16 protein-coding genes and 1 other RNA gene are annotated in these 20391 nt (G+C 53.8%); 8 read left to right on the forward strand and 9 right to left on the reverse strand.

What is annotated here, in order from left to right:
- Nucleotides 1-70 precede the first annotated feature (70 nt).
- From CJ187_RS06770 to CJ187_RS09420, 8 genes are all read right to left on the reverse strand, one after another.
- Nucleotides 71-1927, reverse strand: a complete 1857-nt coding sequence (locus CJ187_RS06770; RefSeq protein ID WP_102216830.1) for a phosphoenolpyruvate carboxykinase (GTP) — start codon at nt 1925-1927, stop codon at nt 71-73.
- A 277-nt stretch (nt 1928-2204) separates the two neighbouring features.
- Complete coding sequence (locus CJ187_RS06775; protein ID WP_102216831.1) at nt 2205-3140, reverse strand: aldo/keto reductase; 936 nt, start codon at nt 3138-3140, stop codon at nt 2205-2207.
- A 114-nt stretch (nt 3141-3254) separates the two neighbouring features.
- Nucleotides 3255-4829, reverse strand: a complete 1575-nt coding sequence (locus CJ187_RS06780) for a beta-N-acetylhexosaminidase (RefSeq protein WP_102216832.1) — start codon at nt 4827-4829, stop codon at nt 3255-3257.
- Nucleotides 4830-4932: 103 nt separating this feature from the next.
- Nucleotides 4933-6261 (reverse strand): family 16 glycosylhydrolase, encoded by a 1329-nt coding sequence (locus CJ187_RS06785; protein ID WP_102216833.1) that lies wholly within the window; start codon nt 6259-6261, stop codon nt 4933-4935.
- Nucleotides 6262-6263: 2 nt separating this feature from the next.
- A complete protein-coding gene (locus CJ187_RS06790; protein WP_102216834.1) occupies nt 6264-7091 on the reverse strand; it encodes a carbohydrate ABC transporter permease in 828 nt (275 codons plus the stop codon).
- Nucleotides 7088-8020: a carbohydrate ABC transporter permease gene (locus tag CJ187_RS06795; protein ID WP_199171105.1), complete on the reverse strand. Its 933-nt coding sequence runs from the start codon at nt 8018-8020 to the stop codon at nt 7088-7090. The genes CJ187_RS06790 and CJ187_RS06795 overlap by 4 nt, the downstream gene beginning before the upstream one ends.
- Before the next feature lie 2 nt (nt 8021-8022).
- A complete protein-coding gene (locus CJ187_RS06800; protein WP_102216835.1) occupies nt 8023-9321 on the reverse strand; it encodes an ABC transporter substrate-binding protein in 1299 nt (432 codons plus the stop codon).
- Between the two features lie 37 nt (nt 9322-9358).
- Entirely contained in the window at nt 9359-11629 is a 2271-nt protein-coding gene (locus CJ187_RS09420) for an ROK family protein (RefSeq protein ID WP_102216836.1), read from the reverse strand.
- A 143-nt stretch (nt 11630-11772) separates the two neighbouring features.
- Here CJ187_RS09420 and ffs point away from each other — a divergent pair.
- From ffs to CJ187_RS06850, 8 genes are all read left to right on the forward strand, one after another.
- Nucleotides 11773-11868, forward strand: an RNA gene (gene ffs / locus CJ187_RS06815) — signal recognition particle sRNA small type.
- Nucleotides 11869-12006: 138 nt separating this feature from the next.
- Nucleotides 12007-13914 (forward strand): heavy metal translocating P-type ATPase, encoded by a 1908-nt coding sequence (locus tag CJ187_RS06820; protein ID WP_102217066.1) that lies wholly within the window; start codon nt 12007-12009, stop codon nt 13912-13914.
- Between the two features lie 138 nt (nt 13915-14052).
- A complete protein-coding gene (locus CJ187_RS06825; RefSeq protein WP_102216837.1) occupies nt 14053-14856 on the forward strand; it encodes an amino acid ABC transporter ATP-binding protein in 804 nt (267 codons plus the stop codon).
- Between the two features lie 13 nt (nt 14857-14869).
- Nucleotides 14870-15874 (forward strand): glutamate ABC transporter substrate-binding protein, encoded by a 1005-nt coding sequence (locus CJ187_RS06830; RefSeq protein ID WP_102216838.1) that lies wholly within the window; start codon nt 14870-14872, stop codon nt 15872-15874.
- Between the two features lie 28 nt (nt 15875-15902).
- Complete coding sequence (locus tag CJ187_RS06835) at nt 15903-16616, forward strand: amino acid ABC transporter permease (RefSeq protein WP_102216839.1); 714 nt, start codon at nt 15903-15905, stop codon at nt 16614-16616.
- Nucleotides 16613-17452, forward strand: coding sequence for an amino acid ABC transporter permease (locus tag CJ187_RS06840; protein ID WP_102216840.1), 840 nt, complete (start codon nt 16613-16615; stop codon nt 17450-17452). The genes CJ187_RS06835 and CJ187_RS06840 overlap by 4 nt, the downstream gene beginning before the upstream one ends.
- 44 nt (nt 17453-17496) lie before the next feature.
- Nucleotides 17497-18135 carry a LytR C-terminal domain-containing protein gene (locus tag CJ187_RS06845; RefSeq protein WP_102216841.1) on the forward strand — a complete coding sequence of 213 codons (639 nt, stop codon included), beginning with the start codon at nt 17497-17499 and terminating at the stop codon, nt 18133-18135.
- Nucleotides 18136-18198: 63 nt separating this feature from the next.
- The gene (locus tag CJ187_RS06850) at nt 18199-19029 is read left to right on the forward strand and encodes a Sir2 family NAD-dependent protein deacetylase (protein WP_102216842.1); all 831 of its coding nucleotides are present in this window, start codon (nt 18199-18201) and stop codon (nt 19027-19029) included.
- Nucleotides 19030-19100: 71 nt separating this feature from the next.
- Here the strand turns inward: CJ187_RS06850 and CJ187_RS06855 are convergent, their stop codons facing one another.
- Nucleotides 19101-20288 (reverse strand): hypothetical protein, encoded by a 1188-nt coding sequence (locus CJ187_RS06855; protein WP_102216843.1) that lies wholly within the window; start codon nt 20286-20288, stop codon nt 19101-19103.
- Nucleotides 20289-20391 lie beyond the last annotated feature (103 nt).

A 20391-nucleotide genomic window follows, 5' to 3' on the forward strand; every position in this document is an offset into this window, starting at 1 on the left:
GCCAGCGAAGTCTCAAGCACGACCACGGCACTTGAGACTCGCCGGCGATATTTTAGGCGGAGCAGCGTTACTACTTCTGAGCTTCCTGCACTTCGCGCGCTACTTTGCGGTGTGCTTGCCAAATTTCCTCAGGCAAATTTTTAAACTGCAGCAAATGCTGCTCGCGACTCTTCATCTCTTGCGACCACACCGCGTAATCGAGTGTCAAAATCTTGTCTAAATCTGCGTCACTACCTTCGTAACCATCCAGGTTAAGCTCGCTCTTCTTAGGTAAGATCCCAACTGGTGAAGCAACGCCCTCTACATTGCCCTCCTTTAGGTCCAGCAGCCACAGCAACGCCCGCAAGTTGTCGCGGTAACCAGTCCACAAGAAATGCCCATCCTCGGGGTCGCGTTGGAACCAGTTCACGTGCGCAAAAATCGGTTTATACTCCGCGCTGCCAATCACGTTCAACCAGTGCTGCGCGTAATCACCCTCCGGATAAGACATGAATGGACGCATAGACATCGGATCATAACGCATTACCCCTTCTTTACCTTCTGCTGCGAACGTGGCTTGCACGCCCATCGTCAACCCGTCGTACACACCTTCCGCCACGTCGGTAATAGCGCGGATCAGCGGTTCCCTATCCGCTACCCGGCCGCCAAAAATGATCGCGTCAATCGGCACGCCCTGTGGCCGCTCGTAATCTGGCGCCACATTCGGCACATTCCCCAACTGGGTGGTGAACCGCGAGTTCGGATGCGCCCACTCATCTCCCTTAGCCTTAGAACGCTGCCTGTCAGCCGGCCGGTTCGCAATCGGCTGCCCTTTCCAGTCCAACCAACCGGACACGTCCTGCGGGTAATCCGGGGTCTTACCTTCCCACCACACCTCTTGAGTATCTGGATTGTAAGCCACGTTAGTGAACAGCACGTTCGTGCCCGGTTCAATCGAGTCCATCGCCGTGGGGTTCGTTTTCCAGTTTGTATCTTTTGCCACGCCAAACGCCCCGTATTCAGGGTTCATTCCGTAGATACGCCCGTCGTCTCCCACACGCAACCACACGATGTCGTCACCGTAGAAGTGCACTTCGTAGCGCTCCCCCAGCGCTTTTGGCGCCAGCATCATCGCAAGATTCGTTTTTCCGGACGCCGACGGGAATCCGCCGCACACGTAGTACGTTTTGTTTTTTACTTTGTCTTTAATTCCGATGAGCATGAACTGCTCAGACATGAATTCGCCCGACACCCACCCGTCGTATGAGGCCTGGCGCAATCCGTGCGCAATCTTGCCAAGCAGCGCGTTACCACCGTAGGAGGATCCGTAGTGCAATATCGTGCGCTCATCCGCAACTGTCGCGAACAGGCGTTGGTCATGATCAGTACCCTGCCCCAAGTTCTGCAAATCGCCAGTGACGTGCACCGCGCGGACGAACATACCCTCATCTTCCACATCATTTAGATACTGCACACCCACGCGGGCCATGCGGATCATTTGTAGGCACACGGTGCGGTTATCGGTGATTTCCACGCCCCGCGCCCATTTTTCTAACGGAGACCCAACCGGAGCCATTAAGTACGGCAACACGTACATGGTTTTACCTGCAAACGCGCCCGTCATGCGTTCTTTCTGCAGCTGCGTCACCCGGCTAGCGTCGCGCCAGTTGTTGTACACGCCCTCCTCCCGCGGGTTGTGCGTGGAAACAACCGTGCGTTCTTCTGACCGGGCCGTGTCTTTGTGGTACGACCGCGAGTAATAACGCCCTTCCCCAGCCGGCGCAATCTCCCCAGCCGCGAGTGCCTCCTCAATTAATCGCGCGTCGTCCCTAGCATCAATAACCTCGATCTTGTCTGGTTTAAGCAAATCTGCCCATTCGTTGACGTACTCGGCTACAGACCGGTTTGTTAAGCCGGCCTCGCGCAGCGTTTCAGTTACGTTTTCCATGTGGTTCCCTTTCGCTATTTTTTCCTGAGGGGCCTGCGCGGCGCAGAGCGACTGCCTACCACACGTGCCTCCTCGAGGTTGCGGTGGGTGAGCCGAGCTCCCCACCCCTTCCGGATTCGACCCCTCGAACTTAACGTTAGGATATAGCGTTATGGAGCGGCGCGGCAAGGACTGTGTACCTAGGGGTTAGAAAATGGTTCAAGTAAAACGGCTGCGCACCCCGGAGTTGGGATGCGCAGCCGTTTGGTTCTGTTACTGGAGCTCTGTTGGAGTTTGGTTACAGGCCTTTCGACAGTTCAGTTAGAACGGTGAGGTCTGTGTCTGATAGTTCCAGCTGTGCGCCAGGCATGATTTGTTCTAGTTGCTCGACGTTGCGTGCGGACGCGAGTGGCGCGGCGACGGTATCTCGGGCACGCAGCCACGCGAGAGCCACCGCTGCGGGTGTTACGCCTTGGGCAGACGCGATTTTCCGGAGTGCGTCAACCACGTCGTACGCCTGGTCGTTCACGTACACATCTACCATCGAGGCGCGGTCACCGTTAATGGCGGTGTCCCGCTCGTATTTACCGGTGAGGAACCCGGCTGCCAGTGAGAAGTAGGGGAACACCGCGAGGTTCCATTTACGCGCGAAGTCTTGCCGTTGTGCCTCAAAGTCTTTTCGGAACACAAGATTGTAGTGGGGCTGCAGGGCGACTGGTAGTTTGTAGCCTTTATCTTTCGCTACTTCCATCCACAGTTCCAGGCGGTCTGGTTCGAAGTTCGAAAGACCAATTTCTTTTATGAGGCCTTCGCTAGCCAGTTCGGAGAAAGCATGTGCCATTTCGTCCATCGGCACATCTGCGTCATCTTGGTGAGCGTAGTACAGGTCAATCTGATCTATGCGCAAACGCTCTAATGACTCTTCGGCTGCTTTACGAACGTTTTCTGGGGCAAGGCCTTCCCGCCCAGGTTTTTGCGACACTTTGGTGGCGACCGCTAGTTTCTTGTGGTTGCCCGGCTTTTCTAGCCACTGCCCCATGGCAGCTTCGGATTCACCACCTTCGTTGCCTTCTGCCCAAGCTGAGTACACGTCAGCGGTGTCCACGAGCGTGCCACCCAGTTCAACGAACGCATCTAAAATATCTGCGGTTTGCGCGACGTCGGCGGTCCACCCAAAGGTGTTACCACCAAGCGCAATCCCCGTTGTCTTCAAATCAGAATCACCAATATTCATGCTCTCACACTACCAACCACATCAAACCACCGCAGTGTCAAAGGACACACGTGCAGAGTTCAGCACTTTACTAATCGCGGAGACAGTACACGGAGGAAGACCAATCTGTTTTTTCTATCTACTCACACACGGCTCTTCCTCAAGAAGCTCCCCATTCGGCCGTTTGCGAAAGCCACCGCCAACCTGCCAAGGCCTAGGCCCTTCCAGCGGACGGTAGTTTACCCCCGAAGCATTCAAGCGCTCCAAATGCTTTTTAAGCCTAGACAGGAAAGCTGCGTAACTGGCTTTCTTCTCGCCGGACCAAACTACCTCGGAAAACGCACACCCTCGAGGCCACGCAGCGTACTCCACGCCCCTGTAATCGGGTATATATTCGGTCCAAACCTGAAACTGTGATCCCCAAACGAGGTGTTTCTTGTCTTCCGTAATAGTAGACAAAGGATCGAAACTATATGCCTTCTCCAAAGGAAGATAACTCCCCATAGAATATGGTTCCTTCATCGATTTCGATTGATAATAGTCAAAATACGTAAAAGCACGCGGGGTCATTATAGTAGGCATATTGAGTGAAGTGGACTTCGATCCTCGCTGACTACTCTGCCATGCTTGGCAAGCAAGACCTTCTATCCTTCCCCCGTTAATAACCTCATCCCACCCAATAGGCTGCACCCCCCGCTGCTTCAACCAATCGGTCAAGTAGATCGTAAACCAACGTTGCACTTTTGAAGGGGCATAGCCATGCTTCCGCGCAAAATCTATAACATGAGCATTATTCTCCCATTGCGTGGTAGGAACCTCATCACCACCGATATGGGCATACTTGGCGCCAGTTAACTCGAGGATTTCATCCCAAATCGTATGGACAAACTGCAGTGTTTCTCGTGAAAAATTGATTACGTTCTCGTGCACCCCCTTACTACCGCTCACATCCGCTGCCTTCGGAGATGCACCTAGATCTGGATAGGCCGCTAATGCTGCGGTCATATGACCTGGAAAGTTAATCTCGGGAACAACCTCAATGCCCAGCGAATTAGCGTACCTGGATATCGCTCTTATTTGGCTCGGCGTATATAGTCCTCCGTGCGGCGCATGGTCACCGCCCCATGCGTCCGTAACAGTTTCAGGGCGCCAACTCGCTACCTCCGCTAACCTCGGATACGAATCACTAGCAAAACGCCACCCTTGATCGTCAGTCAAATGCCAATGGAAGACATTAATCTTATGGCGAGAAAGCCATTTCAAAAATACCAACAAATCTGAATAAGGAATGAAATGACGAGCCGTGTCCAGCAAACCACCACGCCAAGAGAATGCTGGGTAATCTACTATTTCACCACCTTGGAGCTTCCAGCTTTCTCTTGCGAAAGGAGCAGCAAATATTTCGGGATCAGCAAGCTGCAGCAAGGTCTGAGCCGCCCAAATAGCGCCACGCAAATCTGCAGCAAAGATTTCCACCTTCCCATGTTCAACATTTAAACGGTAGCCTTCGGGCGGAAGGCTGGTCTCACTTGTAACCTCAATATCCGCACTATTAGACGTTGAAAGCGTAAAACCGGTTGTCTCAGCAAGAATGTGTTGAACAGCATCACAGATCTTTGAATCTGTCGGCCCTATTGTTGATGCTTTAGTTAATAGAAAGCTATCTTCTCGCCATTTCACGCTAACGGGATGGGGGACTAATGAACGCATATTTTCCTCAAGAACTATGGCTTTAGTAGACGGTCAAAGTGACTAGAACCGTATGTGGAAGCAGACAGGGCATGCTTCCACATACGGCTGCTATTCGTACAATTCAGTCGGCATCGGACTCTGCCACTGTTAGGTTGCCGAAATCTGGTGCAGGCCCATGCGGATTATCTACACTCACTGCGTTCAAACCTTCTTTGAGAGCTACACGAACTTGCTGCCTAGCAAAGCTTCCCTTAAAGCTGCCTGTATTAAGTCCGCCGAAAACCGCAGTAGGAGTGTTGTTAACAAGTACCCTAAATCCTCTCGGATCTTTACACCTGTATTCAAAAGTGAGTACATACTCACCCGCTTTGGGCACCCATATGTTAGTCAAAGTAGCATCATTGTTTGCACCACCTAACCACCTGGCTACCCACCGATCCGATCTAGTATTGCCACGCAAGTAGCCATCCGCGATTGTTCGCTCGTATGGAAGCGTAGGTTGTTTCTGATAAGCACGGAAATAATCAATCTCAAATTCTTTAGGGTATGGAACACTCGGATCATACTGTCCGTTCCATCCACCTCGTTCGTTTTCATATATTCCCAACAGGGTTAACATAGGGTACCCAATCGTGGAGCGCGTTTTCGCAACCAATTCTCCATCAATCTGCATTGCCATCCCAGACTCATCCCAGTCAAATTCGAACACATGGAAGTCATCAGCAAAACTCTCTTCACCGGGTAAAGAGAATTTTTGCTTAGTTGGAAATACACCAAGAGTATCCTTCCACGGATGAACTGAAAACTGACCCCCTGTAGCATCCTTAGCACCCAAAATTTCGAAAACATCCACTTCCCCAGTTTCGCGACCATCAACATTTGAGTGCTCGGCTTCTCCCTGGTTTGCACCTATCATCCACCACGCAGTATGTGAACCGCTTCCCCTTGCTACACGCGCTCTCAGCTCAAAATGACCATACTTTTGCAGGTGCCCGCGAAAATGTTGAACTTCACGAATAGGCCCTTCGTAATCAGCCCACCTGTGCAAGTCATCTCTTTCGTAAGTTTGGATCGAAGACACTTTAGTACCAGGGTCTTTAATTGGATCCCAACCAGCTCGGTTCTTTGTTAACCGCAGTTTAAGTGTTCCATTATTCACAACATAGTCTGGTCGTGTTTCTCCGTTAGACCAGTGCGGTAAATACTCATCAAGGAAAAGTGAGTGGTTAATATCCTTCGTATTAAACTCATCCGATGCGAGTAGCACATACCCTTCCTTTTGAGGGGTATCTCGATCTATCGGCGCTTCGAAAGGTGGTAGAGCACTATAAGTGGATAGACCCTTATTAAGTTCAGCTGCATCGGTATCAACCACCACTGCAAACGTCGATACAAACGCGGCAGATAGCAATAAAACAGCAGATTTGAATACTCTCGAACGTAGCATCATTCTTATCCCTTAATACCTGTGTAGGCTAATCCTTCTATTACGTGTTTTTGCATGGAGAAAAAGAGCGCAAAAATGGGAAGCATTGCAAGCGTGGACGCAGCCATCATTAGTGCATACTCAGAGACGCGATACCCCGAAAGGGTAGCTATTCCAACCGATAGCGGCATGGATTCCGGTCGGCTGGTAACCACCAGAGGCCAAAGTAACTCATTCCAAGACCACAGAACGGTCGTTATTCCCACCGCAAAAAGCGATGGACGCACTAAAGGCAGCATTATTTTCCAATAGATCCGAAGATGGCCTGCACCATCCACTCGTGCTGACTCTTCTAATTCTTTCGGTAAAGCTTCAAATGCTTGCTTCATTAGGAATGTTCCAAATGCCGAGAAAAGACCCGGCATGACAATTCCCGCAACTGTATCCAATAATCCCAAATTCTGTATTATCTGGTACTGGGGAATCAGATATATTTGCCCTGGCACCATCAGAATTATGAGCAGTAACGCAAAGAGGAAGTTCCTGCCGCGAAAGTTCATTCTCGCGAATGCGTACCCAGCCATAGAACACAGTACTAACTGCGTAATCGTACGTATAACTGTGATCAATACTGAAGTCACAAACTGGTTTCCAAATGGGATTTCCTTGAAAACATTCGCATAGTTCTCAATATGAATAGAATCTGGTATCAATGTCGGTGGAACAGATGAAATTTGCGCATCTGTGGAAACCGACATGAGCAACTGATACAGGAATGGGAACGCCATTATGAAACCGCCACCCAGCAGAGCTGCATGGACAAGGAAAAGAGAGTTATTACTACGTTTTCTCATTGGTCAATCCATTTTTTACGGATGTGAAATTGAAAAGCTGTGACTCCACCTATTATCAGAAGAATAATTACTGCCACTGCTGCTCCCATGCCTTTGTCGTTGTTGGTGAATGCCTCAGAGTAAAACAAGTACACCAATGATTTAGTATGTGGTAACGCTGGATTATTAGTCCCCATAAGTGCAAATAGAGCATCGAATAACTGAAATCCACTGATGGTCTGCACGACGGTCAAGAGAAAAATTGAAGGAGCTAGCAACGGAACAGTAATTGAGAAGAATTGCTGTCGCTTTCCTGCTCCGTCTAGCGACGCTGCTTCATATAACTCATGGGGAATACCGGATATCCCAGCTGACAGTATGATGACGTTAAAGCCTATCGATGCCCAAACCCCAAATAGACACACTGCTGCAAGTGCAAAACCGGGGGTAGTCAACCAGTAAGGCGGATTCTCAACACCAAACTTCGATAAAGCTTGGTTTACCAAACCAAAATCACCGTTAAGTAGCAGTTTCCACACAAGGGCAACCGCAACAGGCATTGCTATATAGGGCAAGAAAAACATGCCTCTATATATGCGTGCCCCTTTCAGCCCTGGAGTTGCTAATAGTGCTGACACCACCAGCGCGAGTGGGATGCCGAGCAGAATCGCCGCTACGTAAATTAGGTTGTTCATCAGCGCTGAGCTGAAATCTGAGTTCGCGAACAGGTTCTTAAAGTTCTGCAGACCAACCCATTCAACGTTGTTTCCAAAGGCGCCTGATTGCGTGAAGGAGATGTAAAAGTTCTTTACAATCGGGTAGTGGTAAAAAACAACCACTCCTAGCATCAGCGGGCCAATGAATAAGAGGGGCCACCAGCCATCGGTTTTCTTTTTCTTGGCGTGGGAGGAGCCGACGCTCCTCCCACGCCCATTAGTCGTTATTTTCATAACTACTTTTCTTTAGCTAAAAGATCATTCATCTCTGAAGCAAGCGTCTTAGCGGCGTCCTCCATTGAGCCGCCTGCATCAAACGCGGGCACGAGAATTTCGTTCTCTTTCTCGTTCCACGCCGATGTATTTTTAGAAACGGGGTATGGAACTGAGTTATTCTCCGCAGAGTCGATAAAGCCCTTGAGATTCCAATCCGGAGCAACCTTCAGCCACTCATCTTGAGTTCCTACATATGCCGGAATTGCTGTTCCCATTTGTGCATCAACGAGCTGGGCCTCTTCAGACCCTAAGTATGCCGCAAGTGCTTGAGCCGCAGCCATTTGCTTGGTTTTTGATGACACGGCCCACGACATGCCATGGATTACTGTCGACATGTTCTTAACTTTTGGTAAGTAAGCTACGTTGTAGTCTCCAGCATCATCACCGAGTTTTTCTTTAAGAGGGCCAGCTACCCAGGAGCCATCCCACAGCATTGCGGCTTTACCGGACGAGAAGATATCTATTGGCCACGTGGTAGACATCATTTTCGTTTGTGGCATACCCCCATCGTGAATGAGATCTGCCCACAACTGTAGGCCTTTAATGGTTTCTGGCGAATCATAACCGGACTTCCCATCTTTCAGAATAGATCCTCCAGACGCAGGAACCGTGTTGTAATAGCTGGTTTGCCCTGACCCCACAATATTCGTCACAACGCCGTGGATACCTTTATCTTTGAAATGCTCACCCACTTTTACTGCTGCGTCATGGAACTCATCCCAACTCCAGTTATCTTTCGGCTCATCAACTCCGGCCTCTTTCAGAAGCTTCTTGTTATACCAGACGCCGATGGTATCGAAGTCCTTGGGAACGCCATACAGTTTATTATCGTAGGTGTATAAATCAACTAATGCCTCAGGGTACTTACCCTTATCTACTTGCTTATTCTTAGCAAGCTCTTCGAGCGGAGCAAGTTGCCCATTTGATGCGTAAAGCTGGAAATTTGGACCGTTCATCCAGAAGACATCTGGGAGATTGTCACTCTCAGCTTGAGTACGCATTTTGAGCCAGTAGTTGTCGTAGTCCTCTACCGACGGTTTCACTTCGATCTTCGGATACTTTTTGTTGAATCCTTCAATCATCTTATTTAGCGATGGAAGCTGGTTCTTGTCCCAAATGGAAATGTTCAGCTTGGCTTTTGTGTCCGCGTTAACATCCTGAGTCTTATCACCGCCGGCATCACCTCCTCCGGAACACCCGGCAAGAAGCAGCACAGTCGCGGCGACCGCGCAAACTCTACGTAATTTAGGGAAAAACATCTTTGGTCCTCCTGTTAATTAATTATTTTTTTCCTTGTTATCTCATTGGCGAGATTGCTTGATTATTCGCGTAGTACTGCAAGAGTTTTTCAGGCAGTTCGGGTACGGTTTTTAGTTCTGAGTTGTTGCGTAGTGATTGGGTTGCTAAGTCGCCTACTGCGACTGCGTTCCACGCGTTGATTGGGTTCGCGTCAATAGAGGCACGGCCACGGATGAAATTAATGAACTCAGCTACTTTCTTTCTGTCCGCATCATTGTGTCCCCGCTCGTCGCCCACAATCGGGATTTCCAAATCTGCTTTTGCAGAGTAAGTAGTTCTACGCGTCCAAACCTTCACCACACCACCGTCTGAATCACCGAAGTTCTCCAACCGCCCATCCGTGCCAATCACCGTGTAGTTACGCCAGTAATCAGGTGTGTAATGGCACTGCACATATGATGCCAGCACGTCATTGTTAAACCGCATGTTCACCATATACAAGTCCTCCACATCAACAATTTCGTTGAGGCCCTTCTGACTCAAAGGCGGCCAGTTCTCTAACGAAAAGAACTCCCCCATCAGCTGGTCACTCCGATCCGCCCGGTCTTCAATCTGCGAATACAACGACTGCTGTCCCATCGCCGTAACCACTTTCGTGTACGAGCCACCCAGCCAATGCATAACGTCAATATCGTGCGCGCCCTTTTGCAACAACAACGAATTGCTCTTCGACCTATCCGCATGCCAATCCTTAAAGTAATAATCACCCCCATTCCCAACAAAATGGCGACACCAAATCGCCTTAATATCCCCAATCACACCGCTCGTAACCACATCACGCATAGCCCGAACCACCGCCATATGCCGCATATTGTGTCCCACGTACAAACGCGTTCCAGTCCGATACGCCACATCAAGAATCCGCGTTGCATCCTCAACCGAAATCGCCATCGGCTTCTCCAAATACACCGCAACCCCAGCCTCAAGAAGCGCAATCGACACCTCAGCATGCGTAAAATCTGGCGTCAACACAAAAGCACAATCAATATCCGCATCAACCACCTCCGCAATCGTCTTAACTACAGGAATATCCCGGCCCAACTGCTGCCTAACCCGCTGCTTCGCCAGTGGATGCGGATCACACACCAACACAATCTGCGCATTCAACTCCGCACGCTCCACCTCCAACGCAAACGAAGAACGCGCCCCCGCACCAATCACCGCAACCCGCAGCCGACGCTGCGAACCCACCGGCCCGCTCAAAGCAACAGACGGAAACGCCGCCCGCACCGTACTCACCGACTCCGGTTTCAACCGCACCACCGCAGGCGCGCCAAACAAACGCTGCACCAACTGCTCAACGCCAAGAACCGTGGCCCCAACCAACGCCGCCTCAGCCCCAAACGCGTTCCCCACAATCGGTATCGACGGCGCCCCATTGCGATGCATGCGCGTTAACTCACGTTTCACCTCCTCAACCTGCTCGCCATCCACCAGGTCTGCAGCCCCCAAAACCACACACTCCGGCCGCACCACCGCACACACCGCCCCAATCGACAACGCGATTCTTCTGGTACGAGTCAACGCATCCGCCTGCCCCGCATGGGCATTAAGCTCTGCCCCCAGGAAGTCCGCTATCTCCCCAGCGCTGCCACCCACGCCCTCATGAATCCGCCCATCAATAACCAAACCCGTGTTAACAGCCTGACCAATATCCACATACAACAAACCCGAATCCGCCCCGCCCGGCCGCGCAGAATACTCCGCCAACGCCACAAGATTCAGATTGTTATTCACCAACACATCGCAGTTAAACACGTCTTCGAGCCGCTTCTTGAGGGGAAAATTCGCCCACTGCGGCACCATCTCAGAACGACTAACAACTCCCCCATCAACCACGCCAGTTACCGCAACGGAAACCAACTCAGGCTCATCGCCTTGCAAAAACTCATTCGCAGCCTTGACCACGCGCTCAAACCGCGCCTCACGCGACAATGTCGAATCCAACGTGCCCGTGTGAACCCGTAAAACCGCCCCATCCAGACCCGCCAGAGAAAACCCGATCCGATTGTCCATCAACCACACCCCAAGTGTGAGCATCGAACCAGCGACCAAACGGTACTTCGAAGCGGGACGCCCAGACGTAGCCACGTTTTCTTCCAACTCATCCACCACGCCACGCTGAATCAACGCATCCAACGCCGCTTTAACAGTAGGTCGCGAGCTATCCAAGCGTTCCACCAACTGGCTTATAGTGGCAGATCCCCGCGCATGCAAAACCTGCGCTACCGACGCCGCAGCAGGGCTAATGTCTTCCGCGAAACCCATCACAAACGCTCCCTTACGTTAAGTTATTTCGATAGTCGGCAACCACTTATGGATACGAGTTTAACATGGGTTTGGTTCAGCCGTACTCACTTAAACAACACACGCAGCATCGCATCACCCCCAGCCGATCATGTACACTAGAGGCCGATCCCTCGTGTGACGGTATCTCCTGAACCTCCCCAGGGCCGGAAGGCAGCAAGGATAGGGTAGCTCTGCCGGGTACATGAGGGATCCTTTTACACCTCAAGGCACACTACGCATTACACCCAGCCGCGCCTAACCTAACTCATGTTAGGATATCCTTTACTTTGCTATCACGCGGTTAGTTCAGCCTTGTCTTGCTAGATATTCTGCTGGTTTTCAAGAACAATAAGAATATGCAAAGAATTGTTAGCTTCCTAAAACGCTACCCAGAACTAGCGGCAACCCTCGCGGTCGGAATCACCGCAGCCCCCATGGCGTGGGCACACCAGCCGTGGGTCCAATGGTACGTCTCCGCATTCGCACTCATCATGGCTGCAATCCTTGCGTGGAACATGGTTAAAGAAATCATGGCTGGCGCATGGGGCGTCGACCTGCTCGCAATCACCGCAATCATCTCCACCGTCCTCGTAGGCGAATACTGGGCCGCCCTAATCGTCTGCCTCATGCTGTCCGGCGGTGAAGCCCTAGAAGACTACGCTGGTCAACGTGCCCGCAGCCAACTCACCGGACTCCTCGAAGGCGCTCCCACCACCGCACACAAACTAGACGGCAACGACATCCCCACCGACGTCGCAATCGAAACCATCGAAATCGGCGACCACCTCCTCATCCGCCCCGGTGAAGTCATCCCCGTAGACGGCACTTTGCAATCCGACACAGCACTAACCGAAGAATCCTCCCTCACGGGCGAACCACTTCCCGTCGAACACAAAAAAGGCGACAAAATTCTCTCCGGCGGAGTAAACGGTTCCGACGCCATCACCATCACCGCCACCGCCCGCGCCGCAGACTCCGAATACCAAAAGATAATCGAACTCGTTCAACAAGCGCAGGACTCACAAGCTCCCGTGGTGCGACTCGCAGACCGCGTAGCTGTTCCCTTCACCATCATCGCGTTCATAATCGCAGGGGTAGCCTTCTGGATATCCGGAGACCCAGTGCGCATCGCCCAAGTGCTCGTAGTAGCCACCCCCTGCCCACTCCTCATCGCCGCGCCCGTCGCCTTCCTCGCAGGCATGAACCGAGCCGCAAAAGAAGGCATCATCATCAAAGACTCCGGCACCCTCGAACGCCTCGCAAAAATCCAAACCATTGCGATCGACAAAACCGGAACACTCACCCACGGACACCCCGAACTCATCCGCATCCTAATCGACCAAAATTTCGACGCCCAAGACGTGCTCGCAAAAGCCGCGGCAGTGGAAACCCACTCCTCTCACCCGCTCGCAGCCGCAGTCGTCACCGCCGCACAAGAACTCGGCACCCCGACTCCACCCGCCACCGGCGTGTCAGAAAAAACTGGTAAAGGCGTAATCGGCACCGTCAGTGGTCAACTCGTCGAAGTGGGCTCTGGCCGCTGGCTCGACCAAAACCAACGCGCCCCCGAACCTCAAGCCGGACAAATCCTCATCCACATACGCATTGACAACCAGTGGGCCGGTGCGTTCGTAATGCAAGACGTGTTACGCAAGGATGCGAAAACCACAATTGAAACCTTCAAAAACTCCGGGGTGGAACACGTCATGATGATCACCGGTGACGGTGAAACCACCGCAAAGTCCATCGCCCACGAAGTGGGAATCGACGAAGTGCACGCCTCCCTACTGCCCAAACAGAAAGTGGACACCGTTAAAACCGCTTCCCATCCCGTAGCCGCAGTTGGTGACGGCGTCAACGACGCCCCAGTGCTCGCCACCGCAGACGTGGGAATCGCGATGGGCGCACGCGGCTCCTCCGCCGCCTCCGAATCCGCCGACGTAGTGGTAATGCACGACGACATCTACCGCGCATCCCGCACCATCACCATCGGCAAACGCACCATGCGCGTCGCCATGCAAGCAATCGGCATTGGGATCGGCCTATCGATACTACTGATGATCATCGGTGCCGCCGGCATAATGCCCGCCGTGGTCGGTGCATTCATGCAAGAAATCGTTGACCTCGCATGCATCCTCTGGGCCCTGCTCGCCGCCCGCCCCTCCAAAGAAGAAATCCCCGTCGAAGACGTACTGGCCGCCAACTCGCAAAACACGAAACGAACTGAATACCGCTCCCTATCCGAACTCGTTGAACGCGCCTGATGTCAGCACCAAGCGGAAAGTCTAGTACTATCACTGACAGCGAAAAAACCGCGCCAAATCAACCCATAATCGGGTGAGTTACCGCTCAAAACGCGACCAAATCGCGCATAAACCACTGTTCCGTGCCAAGGTTTAAACATGGGTAGAAAGCAGGCAAACACCACGCGGAGAACGCAAGCAGGCACTCCTTTAGTGCAGATTCGAAACGTGCATAAGAGCTTCGGTAACTTCGAAGCCCTCAAAGGTGTGGACCTAGATATTCACGAGGGACAAGTCGTCGCCCTAGTGGGCGCCTCCGGTTCCGGCAAGTCCACACTCTGCCGCTGCATCAACCGACTCGAAACCATCACATCGGGTTCCATTGAAGTAGACGGAAAGCCACTACCTCAAGAAGGTAAAGAACTCGCCAACATCCGCGCAAACATCGGAATGGTATTCCAATCCTTCAACCTGTTCGAACACAAAACCGCGCTCGAAAACATAACGCTCGCCCCCATCAAAGTTCGGAAACAAAAACCCGATGCCGCCCGCACCACTGCCCGCGACCTCCTAAAACGCGTGGGCCTAGCAGACCGAGCAGACTCCTACCCCTCGCAACTATCAGGCGGGCAACAACAACGCGTCGCGATCGCCCGGTGCCTCGCAATGAAACCCAGAATCATGCTGTTCGACGAACCCACCTCGGCGCTAGACCCAGAAATGATCACCGAAGTACTCGACGTGATCTCAGAACTAGCTGACGACGGCATGACCATGCTGATCGTCACCCACGAAATGGGATTCGCCCGGCACGTCGCCGACAAAGTCGCATTCATGGACGATGGACGTATCGTAGAACTAGACACGCCTGAAGAATTCTTCACCCACCCCAAGAGCGAACGCGCCAAAGATTTCCTCTCCACCATCTTGGGACACTCAAACAACGTAGGCAAAGAAAAATAGGAAGGAACAAGAGATGAAGTTACGTAGAGTTACCGCTGCCGCCGCAGCCGCAGCACTCACAATGATGGGACTGGTCGCTTGCTCCGGCCCCGCCGAACGCCCTCAAGCCCAAGATGACCCCAGCGCAACCTCACAAAACGAAACCACCAAAGGCAAACGCATAACCGTCGACGAATTCGACCAGCTCGCCGCCCAAGGCCCCGTTGCGGAAGACGACGAAATCGAAAACAACGCGTGGGCCAAAGCCATTAAAGAGCGCGGTAAACTCCGCTACGGCGGGGTCTCCACCTCCCCCATCTTCTCCCTCCAAGACGTCGCCACCGGACGCGACACCGGATTCGACGCCGGTATCGCCCACCTACTCGCCCATTACATCCTCGGCGGTGAAAATGCGGACATCGGCAACCAAGCCGACATGACCGTCATGACGCCCGACACGCGCGAGCCCTCCCTCGAAAACGGGGCGGTAGACGCCGTGATCGCCACCTACTCCGTAACCCCAGAGCGGTTAAACAAAGTAGATTTCGCAGGCCCCTACTACTCCTCCGGCCTCGCGATCATGGTGAAATCCGACAACGACAGCATCAAGAGCCTAGACGACCTCAAAGGCAAAAAAGTTGCTGCCCAGTCTAACTCCACCGCAATCCCCTTCATCCAAGACAACGTTGAGGGCGCGCAAGTGTCCACGTTCGCAGACAACGCCGCGTGCATGACAGCGGTGCGGCAAGGCAGCGTAGACGCATACGTGCAAGACCAAGCAATGCTCCTGTCCGCCGTGGCGAACGAGCAGAACAAACAACTGAAAGTTGCCAGCCAACCATTCACCGAAGACCTCTACGGCATCGGCCTGCCCAAAGACCAGCCGGAAGCCAAAGAGTTCGTCAACAAATTCCTCAAGACTATTGAAGAAGACGGCTCGTGGAAACGCCTGTGGGAACAAACAGTGGGGCCCTTCATGGAAGGGAACGCCCCGCAACCACCCACCATCGGGGACTTCGGGAAGGCCGCACAAAAATAACGGCCACAAGAGAATTAACGGTACCTAGATGCAGATTGTTCTAAATAACGCAGACCTACTGTTAGCCGGGCTCGGCCGCACCCTCGCGATGGCCGCGCTCGGCTACATAGGTGCCCTAATCTTGGGAACCATAATCGCCATTTTCCGGGTCAGCCCCGTTCCCGTCCTGAGGGGGTTCGGCACCCTCTACGTGCAATTCTTCCGTAACATCCCGCTGCTGACCCTCATGATCCTCACGGTTTTCGCCCTGCCCGACGCGGGCCTGCAACTATCGTTCTTCACCGCCGCCACCCTCGCCGTCGTCCTATCTTCAGCTGCGTTCGTGTGCGAAACCATCCGGTCAGGCATCAACACGGTTTCGGTTGGGCAGTCGGAAGCCTCCCGCGCCCTGGGGATGAACATGTTCCAACAACTGCGTTACGTAATCTTGCCACAAGCATTCGCATCGATGATTCAACCACTGGTTAACGTCTTTATCGGAACAGTTATTGGTACCTCACTGGCATCCGCAGTGGGAGTTGCGGAACTAACGAACATAACCCAGCAACTGAACCTGCGTTACGCCGAAGCGGTACTCATGTTCGTGGTCTCTGGCATTTGCTACCTGGCGATCGCGTTCGGGGGCGGCGCATTAGGCGTGTGGCTTCAACGCCGTGTAGACCGCCGGTTCTCCCGCCCCACCAAACGGGAAGGCCGCGCCGCGGTGGAACGGTTCCAACAGGAACAAGGAGAGATGGCATGAGCACACGCAACGCCAACCTCAAGAACAAAACCGGCCAAGGGCGCAAAGTTACCCCCACCCGGATACTCTTTGACGAACCCGGCCCCAAAGGGCGGCGCAACATCCTCATTGTCTCCGCCGTGTTCGTCGTCCTGCTTGCCCTCGCGATCGCGGGCGGCTGGTACCAACTGTGGTGGAACTACCAGCTGGAACCCGACAAGTGGCTCCCATTTCTACAGCCCGACCTGCTGAGGTTCTTTGGCCGCGGTGCACTGGGCACAATCACCGCCACCCTGGTGGCCGCCGTATTCACCTTCCCCCTGGCACTACTGCTTGCCCTCGGGCGCCTGTCAAAAAACCGGGTCGTATCCCTAACTGTAGGCGGTTGGGTGGAAGTGTTCCGCTCCCTTCCCCTCCTGCTGCTGGTGTACGCGTTCTTGCTTGCAGCGCCCCGGTACGGACTTAACCTGCCCACGTTCTGGGTGCTGGTGGTCCCCATGATCATCAGCTGCTCCGCCACCACTGCCGAAGTGTTCCGCGCCGGCATTCAAGCTGTTCCACGTGGGCAGACCGAAGCTGCGCTATCACTGGGGATGAGCTCGAACCAAGTGTCGTGGCTCGTCGTGATTCCCCAAGCCCTGCGGTTAGTGGCCCCCAACCTGCTGACCCAGCTCGTGTCGCTACTCAAAGACTCCACCCTCGGTTTCGTCGTCTCCTACGCTGACCTGATGCACCAAGGGCAGCTGTATTCCGCGCAGTCAAACTCCTACATTCAAACCTACGCGCTGATCGCAGTGATTTACGTGGCCATCAACATTGCCCTCACTCAGCTGGCGAACCGGTGGCGCGCCGCTTAACCTCCAGATCCGGTAAATCCTCCAGATCAGGTAAATTAGGATCCGTGACTGCACCGAGCAACAACACCCCGCCCCCTCCTGGCAACCCCGCGCCCACACTAACGCCGCGGCAACAGTACCGAGCGTTCCGCGAAGCCCGCCAAAGCAAAGTGTTCACCGTAATCGCGGTCGTGATGCTTGCGGTTACCCTCATCTCCATCCTGGTTCTAGCAGGCACCATCCGCATCCCCTTCATCTCAGACTTTTCTGAAAGCACCGAGTACGTTGAAAAAAGCGGAGACGTGCCCTGCCCTCCAGAAAATGCCGCGGGCGTAAAACTAGACGGTACCAAAGCGGTTATTTTAAACGCCACGTCTCGATCTGGGCTTGCGAACTCGGTGCAAGACGCGCTCAAAAGCTACGGGGTGAAAGTTACGGACACGGGTAACTACGTTGGGCAGTTCTACGGGGCCACGCAAATAACGGCAGATGCCGACCACGTTGCGCAGGCGTACTCACTGGCCCGCGTGTTCCCAGATGCGAAAGTGAAGTTCTCGGCCTCCCCCAACGACAAGCTCACGATTCTGCTTGGCGAAAACTTCTCTGACATGCTTCCTCCAGAGCAGGCGAAAACCGTGCTGCAAGACAAGAACGCGCAAATCAGCAAGCCGGAAAACTGCAAGCTACTGCCCGGGCAAGAATAAGCACCGACGTCACAGGAAAGCTGGCTGGACCCTCGAGTTTTTATTTGTGCCTATGATGGGGATATGACCTCAACAACACAAGAAGCGGGTAAACAGTTAGCGGACTTAATGCGCGGGCGCACCACCATGATCGTAGCTGGTGCCGGCATGTCAACCGACGCGGGCTTACCGGATTACCGCGGCACCGGATCTTCCGGAACCCCCACGGTGGATTACGACCTGTTCATGTCCGACAAGAAGTGGCAACGTTGGGTGTGGCAGCGCAACCAGGAAACTTGGCGTGCCGTCACCCGCCTGCAACCCACGCCCGCGCACCGCGTGGTGGCGAAGTGGCAGGCCGAAGGTCTCGTGAACGGAGTGGCGACGCAGAACGTGGACGGCTTAGATGCGCGCGCTGGGATAAAGGATCCGATGCTGCTGCACGGCACGTTCGCCCTAGTGACATGCACTAGTTGTGGTTCGCAGTTTCCGCGTGAGGACGTGGATGAGTGGATGCGGAAGTTGAACCCCAGTGTGGTGGATGACCCAGATCCAGCGCACTGCGCGATTCTAGCTGAGGCAGATGAGGCGGGTGCGGATGCGTCTACTTTTGAACCGGCGCCATGCCCGAAGTGCGGTGGGGTGCTGAAACCGGACGTCGTGTTTTTTGGGGAAATGCTGCCGATGGAAGCTATGTCCCGCGCCTACGCAGCAGCCGCGGCCGCCGACGTCGTACTCGCCTTAGGCACGTCACTTCTGGTTGGTACCGGGTTGTGGGTAGTATCTGAGGGCCTGCAATCTGGCGCAGACTTCGCAATCGTGAACCTGGGGCCCACCGCGGCCGACAACTACGCGACCTTGCGGATTGAAGGCAACGTGTCCGACATCCTGCAAGCTGCTGACCAAGCGCTCTAGCAAGCTAACGGCCGGGACCTCCGGGGGAAACGAAAGATACCGGCCCGGGCTAGCTGGGATCGAAACGACAGTTACTGCCCCCAGGGGAAGGCGTTTTCTGCGATTTCACCATCGCTGCCGCTGGCCCAGCCTTGGCGTGAAACCGCGAATGACTTGCCGGTTTTCGTGTTCCAGCAGCTCATGCCTTTAAAACGGGACACGCACGCGTAGTTACCGAACGTGGCGGCCTTGTCGTAATCCAAAAGTTTAATGTCGTCTGCCAGCCCCAGGTCACCGCACATGGACCGGCTTCCATCTTTAGTGCCTTCCACTGCGAACCCGCCGGTACCACCACAGATTTGCCCACCGCCAATCGGATCCTCAACAGATTCGTAAACTTGGCACGCCATTTTGTCTTGATCGGCAAGAATCGTGCACCGGATATTCTCCGACGGCGAGTAAAAAGCAGCAGCCCGAACCGCTCCCGCTGGAGCCGGGTACCCCGGTTCTTTACTCGAAGGGCTTTCCGACGGCTCCGGCGTTTCTTCCTCTTCAGTGGCCTGCGGAGTTTCGGGTTCCGAAGTGGGTTCTGCCGACGCGGACTCCGACGCTGCCGGCTGTGATTCGTCCGTCTTCCCCCAAGTCAAATACCCCGTCACGGTCGCTACGAACAACCCCAGCATCACCGCTGCAACCACCGCGAGGATGGCGATAACCACCGCTATTCGAGTATTCGACGAACCGCCCTGCGGGGCCTCCTGGTACTGCTGTTCCTGCTCCGCTGCGGCCGCCGCATACTGGCTGCCCTGCGCAAACTCATCCACCTGGTTCTGCTCGTACTGTTGCGCTTCCCCGTACGCCCGCTGCGTTCCGTGCGGGTAATACGCCGGCGGGTACGCTTCCGTTTGCCCGCCCTCACGATCATCCACGGGCGGTAAAAACGTGGTCTGTTCCACGTCCTGGTCGCGTTCCACCACTTCAGTTTCCTGAGGTTCTTCACCCCGCCAAGGTGCAGTAGACTGCTGAGGTTCAGCAGACTGCGACGCGGACTCAGCTTGCGCGGGTTGATCGGCTTCTTCAGTGCCAGCACGCTTGCCTAGCGCAGCGTCAATCTGTGGATCATTTAGCTCCCCCAGCCACTCAATCAACGCGGGATACTCATGCGCCGTCGGGTTACCCGCCACCTGGGGGCGCAAATCCGGATGCGCAATCGCAATATCGTAAAGCTCGTCGAGCGGGGTGTTCGGATCAGCGGCCTTCTTCGCAAGGTTTGGATCCACAGTATTCTCCTTCGAGTTCGCATGCTACCGATGCCAGACTATCGCCTCAACACATTAAACTATAAGGGAACATGCATTATTCGCCACCCACATTCTTATAAAA

The organism is Gleimia hominis (genome assembly GCF_002871945.2).
In the GTDB taxonomy this organism is placed as follows: domain Bacteria; phylum Actinomycetota; class Actinomycetes; order Actinomycetales; family Actinomycetaceae; genus Gleimia; species Gleimia hominis_A.